Source organism: bacterium (genome assembly GCA_019695335.1).
In the GTDB taxonomy this organism is placed as follows: domain Bacteria; phylum CLD3; class CLD3; order SB21; family SB21; genus JABWBZ01.
On sequence record JAIBAF010000012.1, the window covers coordinates 51,847 to 77,223 of the forward strand.

The 25,377-nt window shown below is 42.9% G+C and carries 20 protein-coding genes; 11 read left to right on the plus strand and 9 right to left on the minus strand.

Annotation, left to right across the window (positions count from 1 at the left end; genetic code table 11):
* The first annotated feature begins 46 nt into the window (after window positions 1–46).
* The 7 genes from K1X84_04825 (at window position 47) to K1X84_04855 (ending at window position 8,355) form a co-directional block, all read left to right on the plus strand.
* Entirely contained in the window at window positions 47–772 is a 726-nt protein-coding gene (locus K1X84_04825; GenBank protein MBX7150939.1) for a M23 family metallopeptidase, read from the plus strand.
* Window positions 769–2,109, plus strand: a complete 1,341-nt coding sequence (locus tag K1X84_04830) for a replication-associated recombination protein A (protein MBX7150940.1) — start codon at window positions 769–771, stop codon at window positions 2,107–2,109. The genes K1X84_04825 and K1X84_04830 overlap by 4 nt, the downstream gene beginning before the upstream one ends.
* Complete coding sequence (lipB, locus tag K1X84_04835; protein MBX7150941.1) at window positions 2,106–2,831, plus strand: lipoyl(octanoyl) transferase LipB; 726 nt, start codon at window positions 2,106–2,108, stop codon at window positions 2,829–2,831. The genes K1X84_04830 and lipB overlap by 4 nt, the downstream gene beginning before the upstream one ends.
* Window positions 2,815–3,696 (plus strand): tetratricopeptide repeat protein, encoded by an 882-nt coding sequence (locus K1X84_04840; protein ID MBX7150942.1) that lies wholly within the window; start codon window positions 2,815–2,817, stop codon window positions 3,694–3,696. The genes lipB and K1X84_04840 overlap by 17 nt, the downstream gene beginning before the upstream one ends.
* Window positions 3,697–3,833: 137 nt before the next feature.
* On the plus strand, window positions 3,834–5,906 hold the full coding sequence (locus K1X84_04845; GenBank protein MBX7150943.1) for a dehydrogenase E1 component subunit alpha/beta: 2,073 nt from the start codon (window positions 3,834–3,836) through the stop codon (window positions 5,904–5,906).
* Window positions 5,907–5,996: 90 nt separating this feature from the next.
* Entirely contained in the window at window positions 5,997–7,424 is a 1,428-nt protein-coding gene (locus K1X84_04850) for a hypothetical protein (GenBank protein MBX7150944.1), read from the plus strand.
* A gap of 76 nt (window positions 7,425–7,500) precedes the next feature.
* Window positions 7,501–8,355 (plus strand): hypothetical protein, encoded by an 855-nt coding sequence (locus tag K1X84_04855; GenBank protein MBX7150945.1) that lies wholly within the window; start codon window positions 7,501–7,503, stop codon window positions 8,353–8,355.
* 12 nt (window positions 8,356–8,367) lie between these two features.
* On the opposite strand, the gene K1X84_04860 is transcribed toward K1X84_04855, so the two are convergent.
* The 5 genes from K1X84_04860 to K1X84_04880 form a co-directional block, all read right to left on the minus strand.
* The gene (locus K1X84_04860) at window positions 8,368–9,885 is read right to left on the minus strand and encodes an MBL fold metallo-hydrolase (GenBank protein MBX7150946.1); all 1,518 of its coding nucleotides are present in this window, start codon (window positions 9,883–9,885) and stop codon (window positions 8,368–8,370) included.
* Window positions 9,886–9,925: 40 nt separating this feature from the next.
* A complete protein-coding gene (locus tag K1X84_04865; protein MBX7150947.1) occupies window positions 9,926–12,328 on the minus strand; it encodes a TonB-dependent receptor in 2,403 nt (800 codons plus the stop codon).
* A gap of 182 nt (window positions 12,329–12,510) precedes the next feature.
* Entirely contained in the window at window positions 12,511–13,755 is a 1,245-nt protein-coding gene (locus K1X84_04870) for a hypothetical protein (GenBank protein ID MBX7150948.1), read from the minus strand.
* A 125-nt stretch (window positions 13,756–13,880) separates the two neighbouring features.
* The gene (locus K1X84_04875) at window positions 13,881–14,468 is read right to left on the minus strand and encodes a tetratricopeptide repeat protein (protein ID MBX7150949.1); all 588 of its coding nucleotides are present in this window, start codon (window positions 14,466–14,468) and stop codon (window positions 13,881–13,883) included.
* 155 nt (window positions 14,469–14,623) lie between these two features.
* The gene (locus K1X84_04880) at window positions 14,624–17,509 is read right to left on the minus strand and encodes an FG-GAP-like repeat-containing protein (GenBank protein ID MBX7150950.1); all 2,886 of its coding nucleotides are present in this window, start codon (window positions 17,507–17,509) and stop codon (window positions 14,624–14,626) included.
* 273 nt (window positions 17,510–17,782) lie between these two features.
* Between K1X84_04880 and K1X84_04885 the strand changes: the two genes are divergently transcribed.
* On the plus strand, window positions 17,783–19,834 hold the full coding sequence (locus K1X84_04885) for a winged helix-turn-helix domain-containing protein (GenBank protein ID MBX7150951.1): 2,052 nt from the start codon (window positions 17,783–17,785) through the stop codon (window positions 19,832–19,834).
* A gap of 7 nt (window positions 19,835–19,841) precedes the next feature.
* Here the strand turns inward: K1X84_04885 and K1X84_04890 are convergent, their stop codons facing one another.
* The 3 genes from K1X84_04890 to cfa are packed head-to-tail and all read right to left on the minus strand — an operon-like array spanning window position 19,842 to window position 22,764.
* Window positions 19,842–20,651 carry a helix-turn-helix domain-containing protein gene (locus tag K1X84_04890; protein ID MBX7150952.1) on the minus strand — a complete coding sequence of 270 codons (810 nt, stop codon included), beginning with the start codon at window positions 20,649–20,651 and terminating at the stop codon, window positions 19,842–19,844.
* A 3-nt stretch (window positions 20,652–20,654) separates the two neighbouring features.
* On the minus strand, window positions 20,655–21,623 hold the full coding sequence (locus K1X84_04895; protein MBX7150953.1) for an NAD(P)/FAD-dependent oxidoreductase: 969 nt from the start codon (window positions 21,621–21,623) through the stop codon (window positions 20,655–20,657).
* 10 nt (window positions 21,624–21,633) lie between these two features.
* Complete coding sequence (cfa, locus tag K1X84_04900; protein MBX7150954.1) at window positions 21,634–22,764, minus strand: cyclopropane fatty acyl phospholipid synthase; 1,131 nt, start codon at window positions 22,762–22,764, stop codon at window positions 21,634–21,636.
* Between the two features lie 144 nt (window positions 22,765–22,908).
* Here cfa and K1X84_04905 point away from each other — a divergent pair, with 144 nt between their 5' ends.
* Window positions 22,909–23,358 (plus strand): SRPBCC domain-containing protein, encoded by a 450-nt coding sequence (locus tag K1X84_04905; GenBank protein ID MBX7150955.1) that lies wholly within the window; start codon window positions 22,909–22,911, stop codon window positions 23,356–23,358.
* Here the strand turns inward: K1X84_04905 and K1X84_04910 are convergent.
* Entirely contained in the window at window positions 23,355–23,777 is a 423-nt protein-coding gene (locus K1X84_04910; GenBank protein MBX7150956.1) for a hypothetical protein, read from the minus strand. The two genes, K1X84_04905 and K1X84_04910, sit on opposite strands and share 4 nt — an antisense overlap.
* A 106-nt stretch (window positions 23,778–23,883) precedes the next feature.
* Between K1X84_04910 and K1X84_04915 the strand changes: the two genes are divergently transcribed.
* Window positions 23,884–24,558 (plus strand): hypothetical protein, encoded by a 675-nt coding sequence (locus K1X84_04915; protein ID MBX7150957.1) that lies wholly within the window; start codon window positions 23,884–23,886, stop codon window positions 24,556–24,558.
* A 48-nt stretch (window positions 24,559–24,606) separates the two neighbouring features.
* The coding region (locus K1X84_04920; GenBank protein ID MBX7150958.1) for an insulinase family protein at window positions 24,607–25,377 on the plus strand (771 nt) is incomplete at its 3' end.

Below are 25,377 nucleotides of genomic sequence, written 5' to 3' on the forward strand. Positions count from 1 at the left end.
TTTCCTTTCCGTGCGTGATACATTATCGCATTCAGAAGAGAAGTTTATGAAATTATTTGTTTTTGCACTGTGGTTGGCTGTGGCACATATTTTAGCCCAGGAAAAAGCCGACGTTAAAGATTTGTGCGAGCAGTGGAATGCGTTGTATGAGAAAATGCAATACGGCTCGGTGGATCGTAAAGCCTCAGGACCTATCTTGCGTTCTATCGCGAAAGAAATCCGCGAACGCATCACGGTTCTGCAAGATTCGGCTTTTTATTTTCCGATTGAAAATCACGGGTTGTCCGACGTGGGCGGAAAGGACGGCAGCGGCTTTATTGCCTATCAATATAATTTCCTGCACGGTAACCGTCATCGCGGTCACCCCGCACATGATATTTTCATCCACGACGAAAACCAGGATAATTTGGATGACAATACGAAACAGCCTGCGTATGTAATTGCCATGACTGACGGTATCGTCATAGGTATGAAAACTAATTGGGTAAGCGGCGATACATTGCGCGGCGGTAATTATCTGATGATCTATAATCCGAACCTCCAACGCTATTATTATTACGCACACAATAATACTATTATGGTCAAACTCGGCGACATCGTGCATGCCGGAACACGTATTGCAACAGTTGGGCGTACGGGCCGCAATGCATCCGAAAAACGTTCACCCACGCATCTGCATCTGATGGTTTTGCAAATTACCGATGAAAAAGGTAAACCCTATAACTATTATGATGAATTGGTGAAATCAAAAAAAATTAATTCACCGTCATGAATTTATTCGAAGAAGAGACACGGCATACTCCTTCGCGTACAAAAATTCCGCTCGCCGAGCGTGTTCGCCCTCAAAAGCTTTCTGAATTTGTCGGGCAGGAACATTTGCTCGGTGAAGGCAAGGCGTTGCGGGCGCAGATCGTTTCAGGGCAACTCGTATCGATGATTTTCTGGGGCCCGCCGGGCTCCGGCAAAACGACGCTGGCTCGGATCATTGCGAAAGAAACTAAAAGTAAATTTGTTTCGCTCAGCGCAGTCGATTCCGGCGTTGCCGAAGTACGTAAAGTCATTCAAGATGCTCAGGCGTTATTTAAACAAACCCGTGAACGGCTCCTGCTTTTTATCGATGAAATTCACCGTTTTAATAAATCACAGCAGGACGCGTTGCTCCATTCCGTCGAAGAAGGTACGCTCATTCTGATCGGCGCGACCACGGAAAATCCTTCGTTTGAGGTGATCAACGCGCTGCAGTCGCGATGTAAGATTTATCGGCTCGAAGAACTTACGCCGGAACATCTCAACCGGATCATCGATCACGCATTGGCTAACGATGCCGATCTGAAACAAACAACCATTTCAATCGACGACCGTGAAACATTGTTGTTTTATGCCGGCGGCGACGCGCGTAATGTGCTGAACACGCTGGAACTGGCTGTGCAGTTGGCCAAACCGGATGAACAGGGTATCATCCATCTGACCAAACCGATTTTTGAAGAGGCATATCAGCGACGGAATATTTTATACGACCGAGCGGGAGAATTCCACTACGACACGATCAGCGCCTTTATCAAAAGCGTTCGCGGAAGCGATCCCGATGCAGCGTTGTATTGGATGGCGCGGATGCTCGAAGGCGGCGAGGATCCGAAGTTTATTGCCCGTCGAATGATCATTTTGGCGTCCGAAGACATCGGTAATGCCGATCCGTATGCCTTGACGCTGGCCGTGTCGACGTTTACCGGCGTCGATTATATCGGCATGCCGGAGTCGGCGTTGATTCTTGCTCAATGTGCAGCGTATCTGGCGAGCTGTCCGAAAAGCAACGCCTCGACCGTCGGTATCGGTGCTGCCACCAACGACGTTCAAAATGAAAAATTATTTCCGGTGCCGTTGCATTTACGTAACGCCGCAACGAAACTGATGTCGCAAATGGATTACGGCAAAGGGTATAAATATGCTCATGACTTTACGGATAGCGGTGAAAATAATTTTGCCGAACAGGATTATCTGCCTCAAGAATTGAAAGATCGTATCTATTACGAGCCTACAGAGAACGGAACGGAAAAAAAGTTCAAAGAACGTCTCGAACGTTTGTGGAAGAAGAGAAGAAAAATAAAATGAGCAACAAACTCCTGCAGATCGTTCATCTGGGTCTTATCGATTACCAAACAGCCTGGGATCTACAAAAAACGTTATTTGATAAACGGCTGAGCAACCAAATTGAAGACACGTTACTTTTGTGTGAACATCCGCATACGTACACGGTTGGAAAAAACGGCGTGGATTCCGTCAGTAAACATTTGCTAATGAATAAAGATGAATTGGCTACTCACGGCATCAAGATTTTTGAAATCGATCGCGGAGGCGATATTACTTATCACGGACCCGGGCAAATCGTCGGTTACCCGATTTTGAATTTGAATAATTATTACCGCGACGTACACCGGTATCTGCGGGACATTGAAGAAGCGATTATCCGGACGCTGGCCGAATATGGGCTGACCGGCAAACGTATTGATGCGATTACCGGCGTATGGATCGATACGCCGCGCAGCCCTGAAAAAATCTGTGCGATCGGCGTTAAAGTCACGCGATGGATCACCATGCACGGCTTTGCGCTCAACGTCAATACCAATCTCGATTTTTTTAATGGAATCGTACCCTGCGGGATTTCGGATAAAGGCGTGACGTCGATTGAAAAATTATTGCAAAAAAAAATTGATGTACATGAAGTTGAAGCTATTTTGACTGAAAAATTTGCTGAAGTTTTTGACGTAACGGCTGCGGCTGTTGCCAAAGAAAATATATTAACCATGGAGATTCCTCATGCAACTCTTTCATAAATCTCTTCTGGCTTTTATTATACTTTTGAGTGCATCGATCGCCGCTCAAAATTCCGAAAAAGCCAAAAAAGCGTACGATAAAGGACGCGAAGCATATCTGAAGTTTACTGTCGACGATTATAAAGACGCTATTAAATATTATGATCAGGCTGTTGCTGCGGATGCGGACATGGCGCTTGCGTATGCCGGACTGGCTGAAGCGTATGCATTATTGGGTTACGAAATAGAAAAAAACGGCCAGGCTTCCAAGGATTATTATGAAAAAGCGCTGGAGAATGCCAAAAAAGCCGTGGGTAAAGGTCCAAAGATCGGTTTGACACATCGAGCTTTGGCGCAGGCTTTTTTGGTACACGATTCCAAAAAATACGGACAGGAAATTTATGAAGCTCTGAAAGTAGCCACGGAATTGGATTCAACGGATGCTGAGAGTTATTACCTTATGTGGCTGCACACGGAAAATGATAAGCCGGAAAGCCCTTTGATCCGGAAGTCGCTACAACTCAACGATCATTTTTTTCAATCGCAATACGGCGTCGGTTTGGCTTATTCGAAACTAAAAAAATTCGATCAGTCCATCGAATGTTTCAAAAAAGCAGTGGCCATCAACCCGAAAAACTATCTTCCGTATTATTCAATGGGTAATGCTTATTCACAATTAAAAAAATACGATTTGGCGATCCCGGAATACGAACAGGCGTTAAAATTGAATAAAAATATAAACGACGCTTATTTCTATTTAGGCTTAGCTTATTATTATCAGGATCAAAATAAAAAAGCCGTCAAACATCTCGAAAAATATCTTGAGCTGGTGCCGGCAACGACCTATCGCGGTGAAGTAGAAAATATTTTGAAGGATATTAAATAGAGAAAATTTTTCATAGTTGGCGAATCGATGCCAGTCAATTTCTCCTTGTGCTTTTTGAATTTTTTCTATACGTTTCGGCGCTTTTTTAAAAAAATACATTGACGCTAAGTGAGTGAATTATATAGAGGAGTTTGTTAATGGAGATAAAAACAAAACCATCCCCATCGAAAGCTGACAACGGGCGCGCTATTTATCGTCTTGCCGACTTTCCGGAATTGACCAAAGACCGCCTGATTCATGCGTTCAAGCTGATGCTTACATCGCGCTATCTCGACGATAAAATGTTGCGTATGCTGAAGCAGGGGAAAAGTTTTTTTCATATCGGATGTTCGGGACATGAAGCGGCGCAGGTGGCCGCTGGATATGGATTGGTTTCAAAAAAAGACTGGTTTTATCCTTATTACCGCGATCAAGCGTTGACGATGTCGGTGGGAATGACGGTACGTGAACTGATGCTGTGTTTTTTGGCCAAAGCCGACGATCCGAATTCCGGCGGGCGCCAGATGCCGCAGCATTACGGGCATAAAGGCCTTCGCATTGTTTCGCAATCAAGCCCGACAGGCACGCAATTTTTACAGGCAGTTGGTTGTGCTATGGGCGCTATGAAAGACGGAACGGATGACGTCGTATACGTTTCGTCCGGTGAAGGAACAACGTCGCAAGGCGATTTTCATGAAGCCATCAATTGGGCAAGCCGGGAAAAATTTCCGGTTATTTTCTTTATCGAAGACAATAAATATGCGATTTCCGTTCCGATCTGGCAACAAACGTCCGGCAGTTCGGTTTTTAATCTTGGCGCAGGCTATTCCGGTTTGAATTGTTACGAAGTTGATGGAACAAATTTTTTGGAAACGTATGCCAAAGTAAAAGAAGCTACAGCGCTGGCCCGGCAAGGCAAAGGCCCGTCTCTGATCGTGGCGGATGTCGTGCGGCTACTGCCGCATTCGTCGTCGGACGATCAGCGCAAATACCGTTCGGAAGCCGATCTGGCCAAAGATCGCGAACGCGATCCGATTGAACAGATGTCGCGTTTCCTTATCGAACAGAGCGTTATTACTAAAAATGACGATGAATCTATCCGCAAACAATGTCTGATCGATGTTGATGAAGCGGCGGATTGGGCGGAAACGCAGGCTCATCCCGAAAAAAATACAGCGCTACTTCACATATTTTCGGAAGAGCCGGACCATTTAGAATATGAAAAGACTGTTCCATCAGGTAATCCGATCGTTCTTGTTGATGCGATCAACCATGCGTTGGCCGAAGAACTTGAACGAAATCCGAAAGTCATCATGTTCGGCGAAGATATTCAGGATGATAAAGGCGGCGTTTTTACCGCGACGAAAGGCTTGTCGAAAAAATTTGGAACCGATCGCGTGTTCAATTCCCCTTTGGCCGAGTCGAGTATCGTTGGAACAGCCGTAGGCTTGGCTGTGCGAGGATGGAAACCGGTGGTTGAAATTCAGTTCGGCGATTATGTCTGGACAGCGATGATGCAGATCCGTAATGAACTTGCGACGATGCGTTACCGCTCTAATAATAACTGGCAATCGCCGGTAGTGATACGCATTCCGGTCGGTGGTTACATTCACGGCGCTTTGTGCCACTCACAAAATATCGAATCGTTTTTTGCCCATATTCCAGGACTTAAAATCGCGTTGCCATCCAATGCCGCCGATGCAAAAGGGCTTTTGAAAACAGCGATTCGTGGTAATGATCCGGTGTTGTTTCTCGAACACAAAGGGCTCTATCGCCAAGGTTTCGCACAAAGCCCGGAACCGGATGGGAACTATTTATTGCCGTATGGCAAAGCAGCAGTGAAACGGGAAGGAACGGACATTACGATCGTCACGTACGGCATGATGGTAGCCAAATCGATGAATGCAGCTAAAATTGCAGAAGAGAAATACGGAATTAAAACTGAAATTATCGATATTCGGACGATTGTACCGTTGGATATGGAAACCATCGCATCCTCTATTCAAAAAACCAATAAATGTATCGTGGTGCATGAAGATTGTGAATTCGGCGGATTTGGCGGCGAAATCATTGCCCAGATCATGAACCGTGCGTTCGAATATCTCGACGGTCCGGTGCGCCGTGTTGCAGCAAAAGATTCTCCGATTCCATACAATTGGTTTCTCGAAGAAGTGGTGTTGCCGCAAGATCATGACATTGTAAAGGCTATCGAAGAACTAGCGAAGTATTAATTTAAAAAAAATTCCTCGTATTCAAAGATACGTGAGTAGTCTTAACGTAGTTTACACTGTAGCCTTGATCATCAACTGAGGAGAATGAGTATGTTGCACGGCATCCGAATTGCAGCTATGCTGGCGATTGGGTCGGTCTTAGCGTCCGCACAAACCAGCGTCGGTCTATCGACGAACGATCCGAAACCGCTGAAAGATTATCGTCTTCCTGAATGGGGGTATACCGATTGGCAAATTGCTTTTGGAACGTCCGGCTACAAACTTGATCAGAATCAGAGAAACGAAAAGAATGAGTCGTCTGAGTTAAGCTTAACTCTTACTCCAAGAATTTTTATTTTTAAAGAATCCGAAAAACATTTTACGAGTATAGACGGTTTTCTGACAAAATGGAACAGTTTTTCATTGTCAAAAAATATTGAAAAAGGTTATCGTAATGAAAAAATTGAATCAAACATAAATCAATGGATGATACATTTAATCAGCGAGAGACGTACATATAATTCATCCAAATATGTACGTGTTTCTCCCGAATTCAATTTCCTTTACCATCGCGATATTGACAAATATACTTTCAATTATTTTTCTCCTCCATCAGTCTCTAAAAATAAATTCAATAGCCTCAACCGTTATTATGATATTAATGTAACATTGGGCATGGGCGTTGGTCGTGTTCGGAATGTCACCCCTGTTATTAGAGCCTTACGTCTCAATGAGCGATTAAAGACCGTAAACAAAGATGCTGAGTTTGGCCAATTTCAAATCGATCAGGCTGCTGTTGAATTTTCAAAATATCATGGTTATCAGTCAATTTATGACTATCCCGACAAATATTTCTGGAATTCATTATCGGCTCATCTTCCCGAACTAACTCCCTTTGAATCACATTATCTCAATGATATTTTTAAAGAGATCACCGGAGAGCGCTTAGAAGGCTCAGAAATTGATGCCGGCCTTCGAATTACAAAGATCGATGGTTTGACGAAATTTAAATCAGATTTTGATAATGATAAATTCAAGATTAAGTCCGGTTTTTTGGGCCCACAATTACACGCCAGGTTGTACCATAACTATTCATTAAAAGGCCAAATTGGATTTACTGGGCAGGCAAATTGGGATTTCAGAATTAATGAAAAAAAATATAATCCGATTGAAAATATTTTACAATTTCAATTAAGTGCGGATCATCTTTATGTTGTTACGAATCAAATTTTGTTTCGTATTAAACCGTCTTATTCCCGAGTGATATTAAAATATGAATTTGACGATGATAAATATACTTCTTCCTTGCTTTCACTGAATTCCAGTATCAATTTTTTTATTGAAGACCGTTTCAGCATTAATGGGTCAGCTGATTGGAGTTATCTCAAAAATAAACCGCATTCTGAGTTAACCGGAAGCCTGCCACCTTACAGTTCGTATTACTCTCCAATGTTTATTGGTTTTCCTATTGTTGTGAAAAGCAGGTCGCAGTGGTTTTTTGACATAACAATTCATTACCATTTTGGAAAGTTGCATTGATTACCGTCTATTTGCCCAACATGGGTCATTGTGATCGCGATGGGTAATCCGTAGGTTAAAAAAACGGATTTATAATATGAAATGGATTATCATTTTTGTAATTATAATTTTTTCGTGTGCTTGTGATAAAGAACATGTTTCGACAGTACCGCCGGAGACACCGTATATTCCATTCGATTCGTCCTTTACTGATCGGACATATGTCATTGATACGCCTGGCACATGGGTGCAGCATAAAAAATATCCTGTCATTTTTGCACTGCATGGCGCCGGTGGTACGGGATCAGGAATGCGTTCAACGGCTCGTTTTTTTGAAACCGATGAACGTGACTCCTGTATTTTTATTTATCCGGATGCCAAAGTTGAAAATTGGGAAGAAGGCTGCCGATGCAATAAGCCTTACAGACTCGGTATTGACGATGTTGGATTTATTAATTCCCTGCTTTCCGATGTTATCAGGGAATATCCAGTGGATACAACACGTATCTATGCCGTTGGTTTTTCGCAAGGCGGTTTGTTTGCGCAGAATCTGGGATGCAAATTAGGATATCGGTTTGCGGCTATAGCCAGTGTGGCGTCGGCTATGAGTGTACCCTTGTCAGAGGATTGCGGGCAATTAACGAAACATATTTCCGTGATGATGATCTACGGTGAAAAAGATAAAGTACTGCCCTATAATGGAACGGATGAAGGATCGTTCTCACTTCTGGCTGCGCCGGCGACAGCAGAACATTGGGCGGATAAATTGTCGCTGAAGCAAACAACCAAAAATCAACATATCAATGACTATGTCCTACTCGACGGTTACGGCTCAGCTAAGGGTGATCAGGTTCTTCTTTATACTATTACCAATGGAGACCATGCGTGGAGTTTTACCGGGATGAATACGAGAGAAACGGTTCTGAGCTTTTTTTTAAAACATAGCCGATGATCATTCTAACATCTAAAGCTTTGCATCGAACAGTTTTTGAGCGTCTTTTCCATGGATAGTACGACCATGCAAGCCAACAATCGTATTAATTTTTAATCCTAATTTTTTGATTGCCTGGAGCGTATTCTTTGTTAAATCACTATCAAGGGGCCACTCGTCATCGTTGATCAAATCTGCCTGAAAGAGTACGCCTTGTTTTGGAAAGTAAGTTACAAGCATCTCATTGGCGTGGAGAGTCGGGCCAATGTTGTATACTTCGGCGGCCATAATGTCATCGCCAATAACGAGCTTTGGATCGGCTAATTCGAATTTTAGGTCATTTGAATTTTTTGATAAACGATCCGGCAAGAGATTGTATGGAGCCCTTGCTATTTTATCGATGAATTCTGTATTTCCTTTCGTAGTGACAATAGTAGTTCCTTCAGCGATATAAGTACGAATGCCCCCGATATGGTCATTATGATGATGACTTTGAACCAAGTACCGGATCGGTTTATTCGGAATGATTTCTTTTATTTTCTGAATCACACGTTCTGATGTGACGTTATCCAAAGGAGCTTCCGTCACTAAAACATAAGCATCAAATTCGGCAAATAAAACATTGTAAGACCAATTCTCTTCCGAGTTTGAAATGTTTTCCAACACATAAAGCCGGTCACTGAGTTTAATTGCTTCAGCGTTTTTTCTGTAAGAATAATCTATTTTGACGCATTCGGACAGAGCGTCGATGATAGCGGCGCTATCGGTGCTGCTATCGATTTCATTGATTAAATAAGTGTTTTCTACATCGCCAAACACGCTGTTATGCGATATATATTGAACTCGCCCTGGAAGTGAAATTCCATTTATCGTTTTATAATCCGTAAAGTAATAGCTTCTTAAACCATCTCCGTAGGGACTAGTATTCCGAATGGTTTCGATCTTGATTACCAAATGAGATTGTTGGTCAATCCACATCCGTTGACGGAAGCTTCCGTGCATACCTTCAACGATAAAACAGGATTGGCCATTGACTTCACTTATACCTGTTTGCGTAATACTTCCTCGATTTTTCAAAACAGAACGAAGATATGTCTGCGGAACAAGATCCAGCAGAGCCAGCATCGAAGTATTGTCAGCGTAATACGTTTTCGTATTTAAATTATAGTAATGACCGCTATTGTCTCCGGTAACCCAGATTTCATTAAAAACATATCCGCCGCTTACTTGTTTAGATGTACTGATTTCGATTTTGCCGCTTGCATCATAACGATAAGTTCTATTCCACAAATAAGATTCAAACGGCGGAGTTGCTCGCAGCGACTGTCCCGGATGAATGAAAGCAGGGTTGTTTACGGCAAAAGAGATGGAATTTGAAAAAAAATCGCCGTGCGTTGCAGCCGATTTAAGTACAAGTTCCAAACCGTCTTTGTTTGAATCAAATAAATCGGGGTGTTCTTGTTGAATATTTCTGCAAGTTACTGACAAACAAGCGATCACTAAAATGCTTGTCAAACGTACTACAGCAAAAATGGTACATAATTTTCTCATAGTAACTTTACTCGTTTCGTGAATGTAATGAGTTTTCGATCTATTGTTCAAACGTCCAGGAAATTCCGATTGATGGTAAAATCGGAAGCCAAGTTTCAGCGCTTTTTTGATAGTAGACGTTGTTACCTGATTCACGGCCGTCATAATTGTATGACCGGACATTGCTGTGGTTGTAGGCATTAAAAACTTCGAAATAAACATTGATGATACCGCGATTTTGAGTGCGATAAATCCGGCTGATTCTAAAATCCAATTTATGAAATGCCGGATATTTTTTTCCGTATAAAGATCCCGTTTCATCATAGTAGTACACGCCCTGATTGCTCGTTCCTTTTCGAAAATAATATTCCGTATAATGCCAGCCCGTATGATATTGCCAAGCGATATTGAATTGCCATCTTGCGTTAGGGCGATAATTCATATCGAGATTGATCGTATGGAGCTGATCACGCAAACTCGGGACGTCTTTATTGAGCAACGACACGCTTCCCCGTGAAAACATAGTCGTCACATGATCGGTAACTTTGCTTAACGCATAGCTTGCCCACCAAGTGAATCGGCCGCCGTCATCATGTTTGAGATACAACTCCAATCCTTTGGACACGCCTCTTTCACGGTAGATCAGCGCGCGATCCCTTTGCAATTCAGGGAATATTTCGAGGGCATTCGTTAAATTTCTGTAAGACGGACGCAAGTGTGAAAGTTTCTTATAATAGCCGTCCACCCGGAACTGAATATTTGATGGCAGCATATGCTCTAACCCAACAACATAATGTTCGGATTTCTGAGCTTTATAAAATTTATTTTCTTTATCTTGAACATTGATCTGCTGGATTCCTTGCATCTGATAATTGTATCCCCATCCGCCTTTGACGGTAGTGCGATGACTGATTTTGTAAACGATATTTCCTCTTGGGCTCACGACATGGTCGCGCGTATATGAACTGCGGTCATAACGTAATCCGATTTCCATTACCAAAGGATCGGCCAGCCTAAACCGATTAGCGGCGTAGATACCCAAAGTATATCCGTTTGGATCTATTTTGACGACATTCGTATCAATCCTCGAAGCCAAATTATTATTGTTTGTAATGAAGTATATTCTTCGTGCATAAAAATAATTGTAAGTCGAATAGAGCTTTCGTAAATCCCATCCCCATTTAACAAGCCATTGATCGGACATATCCAGAGTCCAATCTTGTTTTAACCCCAAAGTATATGATTTTCGTTTATCGGTAATATTGTATTCCAGTTCGGATGGTTCTTCAAAGTAGCCAAGGCCGTTTCGCTGCTGATTCATGCGCGTGAATGAACTGAGCGTTTGTGACGACAGGCGATCCGACCATTGCGAAACTAAAGCCGCCCAGAAATAAAAGTTCGAATACCTGGTTCGTGATTCATCGTCATCGTCTTCGACTAATTTAAAAATGTCATGAGCGTAAAGTGTATTGAAGGAGATGATGTGATTACGATGAAGTTGGTATTGAAATTTGCCATACGTATCATAAAAAGTAGGTTTCAGGCTTTCATCTTCGCCAATTAAAGGCAATACAAAATCAAGGTAGCCTCGGCGAGCGGAAAAAAGCCAAGAGCCCTTTCCATCTTTCGTCTTTCCTTCCGACATAACGCGGGCATTCAAGAGACTAAGGCCAGCCGAATACCGTCTGGACTGGGGCGACTGACGTGAATACATCTTGAAGACGCCGCTCATACAATTACCGTATTCCGCAGTATATCCGCCCGCCATGAGATCGATCCCTTCAATGGTAGAAACGTCAATAATGCTTCCGGCGCCGCCTTCAATGTCTTTTAAATGGAAGGGCTCGTATAATTCCATTCCATCCAATAATACCAGTATCTCTTCATATTCTCCACCCCGGACAGTAAATTTTGCCGAGTAATCATTGGTCATGACTCCGGGAAGCCGAGCTGCGCCGCGGTAAATATCAGCGCCAAACTGCGGGAGAGCTTCAATGTCTTTTCGGTCCAGTGCCTGAAGCGCTGTAGCCTGTCCTTGCATGATCGAGACCTGACCGGGCGTAACAGTTATTTCCTTCAATAAAATCGGTTTTTCTATCAGGGCAATATTTAATTCCACAGTGTCTGCGGATACCAGCACATCGGCTATCATTTTATCTTCATATCCCAGATGAGAAATTTTAATTGTATATTTGCCAAAGGGGATGTTGGATATGACAAAAAAACCTGATCGATTCGTGAATGTACCAAGATATTTACCTATCACTGTTATATTAACACCAATAAGGCCTTCATTAGTCGCCCTGTCCAGTATACGGCCCCGGATAGTCCCTTTCGTTTCCTGACCAATGACTGATTCGATACTGGGTAATAAACTCAACAGCAAAAAAAAATTTAGAACATAAGCGCTTAAGCACACACCACGGCGCGAATATGAATGGCATGTCGTACTCAATTGCGACATAGTTTTCCAAATTTTGAATTTGTTACTAAAATGTGCGGAAGGATATAACAGGGCAGAAAATCTAACGAGGAAGATGGCCATTAATAATGTTTTTATCAAGGATAAAAAATTAGATATGTTTTTAAAATGCAAGAGCCTTCAATCTCAAATTTTTATTGGGATCAGTTACAGATGACAATATTTCACGGATCAACATTTGGGCCGAAGGCAATGCTGTTTGGTTGAACGACATGACCCGTACTGAAGATTTTAATGAAATTTCCCGTTGCATAGTCGTATTGTTTTATGCGATTTGAGCCCCATTCACAAAGATATAAATGACCGGCATCATCAAACGCAAATCCTTCAACGGTATTCAATCCGGAAATAAATGTTGAAATGAAAGTTCCGGATGGCATGTACTTTCCTACGGTGCCGTTGGTCCAATTAACAATATAAAGAATACTGAAGTCGTTATTAAACCAAAGATTGACCGGCCCTTGCAGTCCCGACGAAATTAAAACATTTAAAAAATTTCCGGAGGTATCGTATTTCCTGACGTCTTGTGAACCATAACTTACGACGTATAAATTACTGTCGGCATCCCACACGTGGTCCATTCCAAGATTGAGTGCAGGAATGATCTCTCTGATAAATACTCCGGTCGAAGCGTCAAATTCGGCTACCCCGGTTTTAATTGTTCCCCATTGACTTACCAGCAAAGTTCCTGTGGGACTTAAGCTGATTTTAGTAGGTTGATCCAGCGTGTATCCGGAAGTAAAATTTCCGATATAGTCACCGGTGCTGGAATTATATTTTTTTATAGCCGAATTGCCGCGCCCGCTGACCAGAAGATTACCATCGTCTCCAAAAAGAACGTCTTGTGTCAGGTTGAGACCTCCAGATCCATTCGGAACAAAATCGCGGATATATTCTCCCGTTACGCCGTCAAATAAAATGACGGCATTTGTACCACGGCTGCTGACATACATATCTTGAAGTGATTGATCGCTCAAAAGTAAACTATTGGAAGAGACCGATAAGACATCAACCACGGTGGTGTCTTTACCGACGAGGTAAATAAATGCCGAATACGCAACACCATTGACGATAGAATCGCCGTCTGAATCGACTAAAGTTGAAGGTAATGTTTTTTTTATGTCCTGCTGAATCGGAGTAATGAGCGAAAAAAAAACATTTGATTCAGCATCGTCTTGATCAAAAAGCGAAGCGGAATCCGATTTGACCAATATCAATCGCAATTCTTTAATAAAGTTGACATTGTCCAATAAGCTGAAAAACAGCCGGATATCAGAAGAATTATTTCGATTATTGATATCAAACGCTGTAAATCCGGTGACGCCTTTTAATCGGGTTTTGGCTGTATCGACGGTAGAACTGCTGTCACAATTCAAAGTTCCGTTTGGGCATGGAATACTGTCATTCATTGACATGTTTCCACCAGAATCTTCATTTGAACAGCTCGCAAAGACAATCGCAAAAATGATTAAGGCTGGTATTTTTTTTAATAAATAATTATGCATTGCGCTATGGGTTTGAGTTGGTGGATAAATTATAATGTTTGAACTGAATGTTTGGACAATTCGTCCTGTAATCTTTCAATTTCAGCGGCCAATTGGCCGCGTCCGGCATCGGTTGAAATATTTGCGCTGAATGAAGGATTGACGGTTACAACAGCCGCAAGCGCGGAACTAAATTCGCCCAGCAAGAAGTGATTTTCTGCTTTGAGAATCGTCAGATCTTCATGGGTTAATTTTTGATCGTACATAAAAATCCAATCCGGATCCAAAGTTGTTGCTTCGGTAATACTTTCGTTGGACGATGCATGATTTTTGAGCGCATTGAGTACAAATGCCCAACCTGCGTACAAATCGGCTGAAGGACCGGTTAATTGAGCGCCGGCACTGAATTCTTCTTCAGCGCTTTCCAATTGATCCGTGCGCATGAGCGCCCAACCGAGAGCCGTACGGATCTCCACGTTTTGCGGATCATCATTTCGGGCTTCGGTGAGAATCGTTACAGATTGAGTGTAGTTGCCGGTGCTAAATGCATCCCATCCTTTTTCAAGCACATTAAGGGAATCTGAGCCCGAACATGCCGTTAGGAGCAGCAGAAAAAAAAGTGTTGATAGTTTTTTCATAAAGAATCCTTTTTTGGAATGTTATCGTTGGCTTGTTATCAGCACAATAGCATTTTTTGAGATTGTCGTTAACGCTTCAAAGCGAACCAGCCAACACCAATAATGATGCATAATGATTTAAGCTTCACAGATTTTCGATGGCATTTGTAAAATGATTATTTCATCAATAAAATTTTCCGGGTTGTCACGCTATTCGGACTTTTTAAACGAACTAAATAAATTCCGGACGTGACCGAAAAATTACGGTCATTTGTGCCATCCCACGTTTGCGAATGAAAACCGGCAGGATGGTTTCCTGTAAACAAAGTTTTGACACGTTGGCCCAGTGTATTATAAATAGCCAGATCGATTTTGGCTTCCTGATCGAGTGAATATTGTATGGCCGTTGCAGGATTAAACGGATTGGGATAATTTCCAAGAAGAACAACTCCTTTCGGTAATGTTCTTGTTTCAAAATTCTTGCCCTTGACTTTTTGAATCCGATACAATCCGTATTCAGGGAGATTGACCGACATAGTGCCATTTTCCGATATTCCGTTTATACGCTCATTAGTTTTCAGGGAATACACCAAAGAGGCTTCTTTGAAATTCAGTTGAAAAGCATTCTTCAATTCTTGCTGTCCGGAGAAAGTAATTATAAGGTCGCCGTTCACTGAATCAGGCTCGATCAATACCACTGCTTCTTCTGCAAAAGTATGCTGGTTAAAAACCACGGACCATTGGTCATGCTTTAATTCTGTAATAGTGGTGGGCTTAACCAAAACAGCACTGAACGTTTTATTGAGTACAACTTTGTGACCGCTTATGCTTACTGCATCAACCGAAATAGCATAATCGGCAGTCTGAGTGAATTCCAAACCGAATTTGAAAATTTTATCGGTTCCGGGCACTGATGTCATGTTTCCCTGAGATACATTTCCTATTTTGAGTGTGGGATTTCCTGTCAGTGTATTTTCACAATTCAAAATCAGGTCGGCGAATTTCGGGAGCGCCGGGTTTTGTAAAACAGCCAAAGTCGGTTTTGAGTCGACATGAATGGAATACGAAAGAGTATCCAGGCCAGCCAGATTCTTTGCAAGTAATTCTACGGACACGGTTCCGCCAGAAGCCGGCGTCCATTGAAGAGCACCGGAATTGGAATCAACCGCAAATCCGTTGGGTGCAGAAATAATAAAATATTTAACGACTGGATTTCCGGATGCTTGGATTACGTCGTGATAAACCGTTCCTGCAAAAAGCGTTATATCGGATTTTACATTGACCACGGGTTTTGAAAATTCGAGAACAGTAACGTTTAGTTCAACCGTATCATTTCCGGCTTCATTAAATGCGGCAATGGCGAATGAATGGTTGCCGACATCGGATGATTGCGGAGTCCATGTCATCACACCGGTAGAAGAATCGATAACAGCATCGCCGATTGGGTCGATAAGATGATAGGATGCTACAGGAATAGCGCCTGCGCGAATAGTCGTTGTAAAAAGCTGCGTGGCAAAGGTACTCTTTAGCGGGATCTTCAGAAATACAGGAGCAGCCGTAGCAGAAACATTTTCAGTCAATACGAGATATTGGTTGGTTGGAACTTGCGTCAATGTTTTGGTAGTTCCGGACGGCCAGATGATCTGAATCGAATCAACCATTGTCGCATCACCGAAACCAAGATGAATTTCCAATGCGTTGTGACCGTTGAACGTATTTTGAGCGGATAATTCGCGATACTGCCACACGCTATTGCCTCCGATAGTCGCTTTAGCTTTTACGCGGGCGCCAATGGAAGCGTAATTGGAAACGGTGCCATTCAGGTGCAATCGCAGCCAATGATTGCCAACCGGTTGATCGTTTCTGTAAAATCTTCGTAATCCCGATGGAAAAGCAAAAATAAATAAATCCAGATCGCCGTCGTTGTCGTAGTCGCCCGCCGTTGCGCCGTTATCACCGGGAATTGCATTAGGTAGAAGAATGCCGTCGATCCTTGTGAAATTGCCGTTTCCATCGTTTCGATAATACCTGCTGGGATTGTTGACCGCAGCTTCGTTAGTTACAAAACAGTCTTCATCGCCATCGTTGTCAAAATCTGCCCATAGATTACCAAGGGAGATTTCAGCATCCTGGGTCAATGGCTGATTCGTAATTTTGGTAAAAGTGTTATTGCCGTCATTACGGTATAAATTATTCTGCCGCAATGCCAGCCCGCCGGCGCTTCCGTAATTAGTGACGTACATATCTAGATCCTGATCATTGTCATAATCGATCCAATTCACATTTTGACCGTCGCGAAAATCCGTAGCAAAATTGCCTTCAGTGATACGGGAGAAAAATGCAGTGCCTGTTTCTTTCAACATATTTCTGTAAAAAAAATCAGGTCCTCCGCTTGCGGTAATCGGGCCGGATCCGATGAAAAGGTCAATGTCTCCATCCTGATCGTAATCGTACCAACTGGGAACAGTGTAAGCTGCAAGACCGGTGGCTACAATACTGGTATCGATCGATTGAAAAGTTCCGTTGCCGTTATTATGATAAAGCCTGTTGGAATGCGTTGGTCCGAATCCGAACGGCGAAGCAATGACCAAATCGACATAACCGTCATTATCATAATCGCCCCACGCAGTAGCAAAACCATTGTTGTCGGCTAAAAACCCCGATCCGGTGATTTTGGTAAAATGTCCGCCGTCATTACGGTATAAAAACGACAAACGATTGCCAGCTAGAAAAACATCCAAATCGCCATCGTTATCGTAGTCAGCCCAGCTATTGCCGTTACCCAAAGAATTAGGTAATTCGTCACCAAGGCCTGTGCCGGTTGCTTTGGTGAATTTTCCAAATCCATCGTTGATATATAAATATCGGTTATTCACAAAAAGATCCAGATCGTCATCATTGTCAACGTCGATCCAACTGCAACCGTAATAATTGGTCGAGTCGGGATCGGTGACGATCGGATTAGTCAAATCGGTGATCCGGGTGAAAACCTGCGAATAGATTTGTGTGCTTTCTAAAAAGATCGCCAAAATGCTCATGAAAAATAGTAATGAAAATCGCATAGGTTACCTTTCCCTTTTGTTTTATGGTTGTTTTATCGAGAGGTAGAAATGTATTTTTGTGTGATTGTGTAACTTAGCCTATGCACCAAATTAAGTCTAAAGCGGCTGGTATTGCTTGAAAATGATGTGAAGTCCTCATGATTTTTTTGTGAATAGACTGGCAAAGCATTGTTCAGAAGGAACTTAAGCCCGGTAATGTTTTTAATTGTTATTGTCAATTGCAGATGATAATATGTAAGTAAAGTTGGTTTAGAATCGGAACTTTAATCAAGCATGAGTATTCATCCGGCTAAAAAATCGATCTATATTGTCGACGCTTGGGTCATTAAACCCGAATTGAACATAATTATTACAGGCGATTCGTCTGTTCGCGTAGAACCGAAAGCTATGGACGTGCTCGTGTATATGCTGGATCGTCCGGGCGAGACGGTGACACGGGAGGAATTCTTTCAGGTTATTTGGAAAGATTCTTTTGTCACTGAAAATACTTTAAATCAGATTATTTCGAAGTTACGTAAAATTTTCAATGACGAAACGGCACAGCCGCGGGTTATCGAAACGGTTTCTAAAAAAGGTTATCGCATTATTGCGGCCGTCGAGAAAAAAAATGAAAATAACGGAGATGCTGCAAATGAACCGAAATCGTTGTGGATGAAAGTCGCCGCCGGTTTGGCTGTTTTGGCAGTATTGGCCGCTATCATCGCAGGGCGTGAATATTTTTTTGTGGATAAATTTACAGAGCCTGTCATCCTAAGTTCAGCGACCGGGATGGAACGATTTCCGTTTCTATCCTATGATGGAAAAAAAGTTGTTTTTATCTACGGGAATTCCTGTGATGAAAAAACGGAAGTGCGTGTCTTGACGCCGGGCTCGGACCAGGTTGAAATTTTCGCCCAAATACCCGGATTTAAAAAATTTCCAAGATTTTCGCGCGATGGGCAGTCGATCATCTTTTGTAATACTGTGGGATGGAATTCGGTTAGCGAAGCCGTCAGCACGGTGTATCGGATCAATCTTCCCGATACGTCGCTTATAGACATTCTTACTATTCCATCACAAATACGAGGATTGGATTGGTCGCCGGACGGCCGATGGATAACTTACAGTACGCGGCCTGATTCAACCAGTCCGTTCAGTCTTTATTTGGCCGACGTCGAAGGAAAAACTATAACGCAAATTACATCGCCGCCGCAAAAGCATATGGAAGACCGGTACCCCGTTTTTTTCAATGACGGGCGTTCAATAGCCTTCGCACGTTTTGATACGGATTTTGACAATGATATCTGGGTTATCGAAATAAGTACAGGAGAATTGCGGCGACTGACGTCGGATAGAGCGAGGGTCGTTGACGTAACGTCGGACGGCGACCAAATATTTTATACCAGGTCAGGAACCAATTCGATTAATGCAATCGTACGTTTAAATCCGGTAACCCTGGAAAAAACATTGCTGGCAAAGATTGCCTGTTCTTCGCTATCGGTTCGCGGCCGCCGAATTGTTTTTGCTTATCATCTTGTCAACGATGATGTCATGTCGTTAATTGATCTTAAGACAAAATCGGGAGTTGATTTTTTTGAATCCAACTATGGAGAAGTTTTTCCTGAGTTTTCACCCGACGGGCGTTCGGTCATATTCATTTCCAATCGCGAAGGGGACCTAAATCTCTGGAAAGGGAATGTACAGGACGTAATCCCGCGCCGCGTGTCGTTCAAATCGTTATCGCTGGCGAGTTACCAGCCCCGGTGGAGCCCGGATGGAAAAAATATCCTATTCGACACATTTGAAGATGGGCAATTTAAAATTTACAAAACTCCGGTCGATGAGGATCAGCCGCGTGTTCTGATCGAAGATGCCGCTTCACCTGTATTCTCCAACGATGGAAAATATATTTACTTCAACTCAAAACGGAGCGGAACATCTCAAATCTGGAAAGTCCCGGTTGATGGTGGTGATGCCGTGCAGGTTACTTTCAAAGGCGGCTTGATTGGGTATGAGTCTGTTGCTGATTCTGCTTTTTATTTTGTTAAAGAAGGATTATCCGGAATCTGGAAACTTAAAAACGGAATTGAAGAATTATTTTTCACTGATCTTCAATCGAATGCTGTAAGGAACTGGCGACTGACGGAAAAAGGAATTTATTTTGCAAAGTCTCCGCCGGATCAGATCTATTATTTGGATTTAAAGACAAAAGCGTTGCACTTGATAATTAGTTATCCTTGCCAGGGGTATACGAACGGCTTGTCCATATCGCCCGATGGAGAAAAACTGTTGTGGTCGCGTGTTCAGCAATTTGAAACCGATATCCGAATGATAGAATGGAAGTAACTTTTTATCAGTTGTGAATTTTTCTATCCGCAACATATTCTTCCGGCGTACATCCGATCAAATTCTTAAAATCTTTTATAAAATGCGCCTGATCGAAGTAGCCTAGATCAAGAGCGAATTTTGTCCAATCCACACGTACATTTTCTGCCAGTTGTTCAATAGCCTCATGCAAACGATATCGTTGGATGACCCACTTTGGCGTCACGCCGACGTATAAATTGAAAAGACGTTGCAGTGTCCGTTTGCTTAAACAAAAACGATCTGAAACATCGTCGACTTTCAGGATGGTTCGATCATACATGATGACGTTGGTTATCCGATTAATCAACTCCACGTTATCATCCACTTTTGGCAAGCGTGTACGGATAAAACTATCAGCCAGTTCGATCAAACTATTTTTCTCATCCGTTTCTAAAATATTTTTTTCGAATTGGAGTGCGGATTCGCCAAAGATCGAGTGGATCGGTACGATTCGATCGGTAAATTTTGTAACAGACGATTGTATAAAGGGATAAAACCCACCGGGCCTGAATTTAATTCCAAAAACGCGCCCTTTGTTCTCAAGCCATCGCGAAAACTTTCCTTTCTTGACTCCGCCTAATCCCGACCGTCCTTTTTCAATTGTTATGTACACGCTGGGATGCGGCAGAGTTTCCGCAAGGTAAGGTTCATGGTGGCGCAAATCCCAACTCACCACCCAGTAATGTTCAATAAAATATCCTGTATCTTCCGCAGGTGCATGACGTGAGTGATCGAAAATGCCCGGATGGGCTTTCGAGCGCAAAATCCCACGGGGTTTGCCAATTGAACGCTGCATGGATTATTGAGTGAACCATCGAATAAGTGGATTGAATACCGGATGACGAATACTGTAAGCCTCAACGGAATCAACAGAATAGGGTTTTCCCGATATGATGGATTCGGCTGTGCGGAATCCGCTACGTACCGCAGGGCCAATGCCTTCTCCCATATCCCGCGTCGCTAATCCGGCGGCGTCTCCGGCTAAATATGCATTTCCGATTTGAACGTTTTTTACGGGTTCGCGCAAAAAATAACTGTGACCTTTAGGTTGAATGGGTTCATCGCCGATCAGAGACTGTTTGCGTAATTTTGCTATCAACCGATTCCAGTGATCATTGATGGAGCTTTGGGTGCGCTTCAGCGTTTCCTCAAAACCACCGATGCCTACATTGACATAACCATCGGCTTTCGGAACGAACCAGCTGTAACCGGGCAATTTATTCTCAAAAAACCACAATAAGCAACGATCATCACGGACTTCGTGCTGAAACTCCAACTCGCGGCACACAATCAATGATTTTTTCGATCGTGGATTAACATTTTGAAAAAAAGTTCGGGAAACAGGGCAATTCGTGCCGCCAGCACCAACAAGGTACTTACAAGCATAACGGTCGTCGATGATGTATTGTCCGTTTTCCATGCGAATATTTTTAATTTCGTGTTGGACTAACGGCGCGCCACAGCGTTGCAGAAGCCAGTGATCAAATTCATAGCGGCGGATAGAATACTGTAGCGTCGGTACTTTGACAGGGATTCCGAATATAAATGCATGCATGGCCGGAAAAGCAAGAATACGATGAGGATAGGTTTTGACGTCGATGTCGAGATCGCTAACGACTTCAGGTGTTATCCAACCCGCACATAATTTGGTGCGGGGAAAAGCGGCTTTGTCGAGGATGATACAGTCTGCTTGAGCCTGCCTGAGCTTGCGTGCACAACTGGATCCTGCAGGTCCGCCGCCGGCAATAATGACGTCATGATATTCCATAAAATTTTTTTTAACTAAAACGACATTCCGGCTGCGGCGTGCCGGGTTTGGTCATCACAAAATGCCAGAGCTGATTGGTTCGTGACCGGAAACTTCCGGCACAACTAAGCAGATAAAAGCGCCACATGCGGAAAAACCGTTCACCGTATTTTGTTTTAAGAGACGGCCATGCTTTTTCAAAATTATGATACCATGCGAGAAGCGTTCGGTCGTAATCCGGCCCAAAATTATGAAGGTCCTCAATCACAAAAATTCCTTCCATGGCTTTGGCGATCTGTCCGATCGTCGGGATAATACTGTGCGGGAAAATATATTTGTCCATCCATGCATTGATGCGAGTGGCGCTTACATTGCGGCCAATCGTATGAATAAATGCGATACCGCTCTCTTTCAAGCAGCGGCTGGCAACTTCCATGTACGTTCGGTAATTTTTATACCCCACGTGTTCCATAATGCCGATGGAAATGACGGCGTCGTATTGGCCGCTGACTTCGCGATAATCCTGCAATCGAAGTTCGACCGGTAAACCTTTACACAATTCCATTCCCAGCGCCACCTGTTCTTTTGAAACCGTTACGCCGGTAATCTGAGCGCCGTATTTTTCGGCGGCATATTTGGCAAAACTTCCCCAGCCGCAGCCCAATTCAAGTATACGCATGCCGCTGTGTATATTAATTTTTTTACAGACCAATTCCAGTTTGGCTTCCTGGGCTTCATCCAGGGTAGTTGCATTTTTCCAATAAGCGCACGTATAATTTAACCGGCGGTCAAGCATCGCTGTATACAGATCGTTGCCCAGGTCGTAATGACGCTCGCCAACTTCGAATACGCGGGAGGAATTTTGCATATTAAACAGCCTGCTTTGAAGAATGCGAAAAAGCACTTTCCAGTTACTTGCGACTCTTTCTTCAAGATTGGCCAGCATCATTTTATGGATGCACTCATCCAGAGCGTCACAATCCCACCAGCCGTCCATGTAAGACTCGCCAAAAGTCAGTTCAGGCGCATGCAGAATTCTTGCATACAGGCGAGGGTCATGTACCTGGATATCCCACGGGCGTGAACCGTTGACCTCAATACCGGCAAGAGTAAATAAATCACGCATGATACGTTCGGCCTGAGAGGAGGCTTTGGTTTCCATGCTAAAAAAGATTAAATGAGCTGTGATTTATAGAATGGTACGTCAAAAAAAATTATAATGAAAAGAAAAAATGTCGCGTTTTTACAATCGTTCAGAGCCGTCCGGTTTTATATTCAAACATACTTTGAATAAAGGAGAACATATATGGATGAACTTTTTGTCAATGCGGTTGTCACCATTCACGCACCGGTTTCTAAAGTCTGGGAGGCGCTGATTAATCCGGCCATAACCCGGCAATACATGTACGGCTGTGATGTGTTATGCGACTGGAAAATCGGAAACCCGGTACTTTGGAAAGGAATGGCCAACGGCAAAGAAATGATTTTTGTCAAAGGACACTTGCTCAAATTAGAACCGGAAAAACTACTGCAATTTACAGCCATCGATCCCAATTCCGATATCGAAGATATTCCGGCTAATTATTTGACCGTAACGTATGAATTGAAGCCTTCCGGAAATCAAACAACTTTGTATGTGTCTCAAGGCGATTATTCCAAAGTTGCTCAAGGTCAAAAGCGGTACGAAGAAAGTAAAAACGGCGGCTGGGATATGGTTTTGTCCAAAATCAAAGAAATTGTAGAACAACAAAATTAATCATCCGAACATTCTATTTTGCGAAGAACTTGACCGATTTCAAAAAATCGGGATATATCGGCGTATTCGATAACCATCCATTCATCCGATTGAAGCGTCGTTACGAAATCAAACCGGCCTGATGCATCACTCTCGAATTCTTCCCTAATAATAAAAAATGCGCCGTCTTCGACGGTTTTCCATACTCCGAATTGAATTCGAGCGCCCGCCATCGGTGTCTGATCTTTCTTTAAGACAAAACCTTTGAGACTGATCGACGCCGCTTTGGTAGTTACCGAAGCATTTTCAAATTTCAAAATCATCTTGTCCGTTCCATCGCTTTGATTCTCGATGCAATTCCAGTTTTCATGAGTGAGATAGTGGTTAGAAGAACAGCTCAATAATGCGCACATGCAGAATGCGGCAGCCAACGACTTCATTTTTTATTCCCGGTTATTTTTTTAACATATCCATTCTATCCGATAGAATCAATCTTGAATCTGCACGGCAAAATGATTATGTTGCGCTAACCTAACCCGGCTGCTTATGAATCCGTTACGTTTTTGGGAAATCATCCAGAAATATGCCGCAACAAAAGTTGCCGAAAGATTGAACCGCGACCTTGCGTCCTATCATTTGCGCACACGCAATAATATGGACAATCTGAAACGCGTGCTGCGTCCGGGCGACGTGATTTTGGTTGAAGGTAATAAATTAATCAGCCGTGTAGTCATGGCGGTGACGCACAGCACGTGGAGTCATTCGGCTCTGTATGTGGGCGACGGCAAAATCATTGATCCATTACCGTCAACAGGGACAGCGATAAGTAAAGTCGATGTACTGAACCATTTGAATATTCGTCTCTGCCGGCCCGTTGGATTGACGGACACACAATTAAAATGCGTATGCGATTTTACAGTCTCACATGTTGGACGAAAATACGATCATATTAATATTTCGAATATTTTATTTTCGTATTTCAAAAAACACCGCGATCATACGGAATTTCTGGGTGACATTTCGTCCTCGAATGAAGTATGTTCGGGACTGATCGCAGAAGCTTTCAACGAAGTTGGTTTTACCATCATCGATGGTATTAATTTTTCTCAGATTGTCCCTGGCGATTTTGATCTCAGTCCGCATTTTGAAATTATTAAATTCAATCTTATTCACATAGCCAAAGAAGGCGGTGAAATTGCCAAAGCCTGGCATGGCAGTTAGTAAGTTCATCAACCGCTTAATTCTTGTGCCTTAGTGTGCTCAAAATTTATGAAACGAATCGACATCAAAAGAAAAACACTGCCTAACGGACTTACACTGCTGATCAATGAAAACCCTTTCCTTCCGATTTGTACGATGATGGTGTGGTTTCGTGTCGGCGGGCGTAATGAAAAGCAGGGCTTGACGGGCATGTCCCATTATTTAGAACATTGTTACTCGATGGGAACGCATCGCTTCAAGCCGCGTGAAAATTCCTGGCTGATTCAGCGCGCCGGCGGAACTAAAAATGCTTTTACATCGCATGATTACACAGCGTATTATGCGAATGTGCCCGTAGATTTTCTTGAATCGTTAATGGATATCGAAGCGGACCGATTGATCAATCTTGCCTTGCCGGAACCAAACGTAATCTCCGAAAAAGAAGTCATTAAAGAAGAAAAACGTTTGCGGTATGATGATTCGCCTTTTGGAAAATTATTTGAAACGTTATACGATCTTTCGTACGAAAATCATCCGTATAAATTTCCGGTGATCGGTACGTGGGACGATCTCAATACTATGACCCGGGACCAGATGTTTGATTATTACAAACATCATTATGTTCCTGAAAATATCGTACTCGTGATCGCCGGCGATGTCACGTTTGAAAATGCACTTTCGCTTACTGAAAAATATTTCGGTAAAATTCCGAAAGGTAACTTTTTACAGCCGACGATTTTATCTGAAAATATTCAGACAATGGAACGCCGTAAAATCATTCAGAAAGAGTCAGAATTACCTGCTTTAGCCATAGCGTACCGGACAGTGGATGTCGATCAT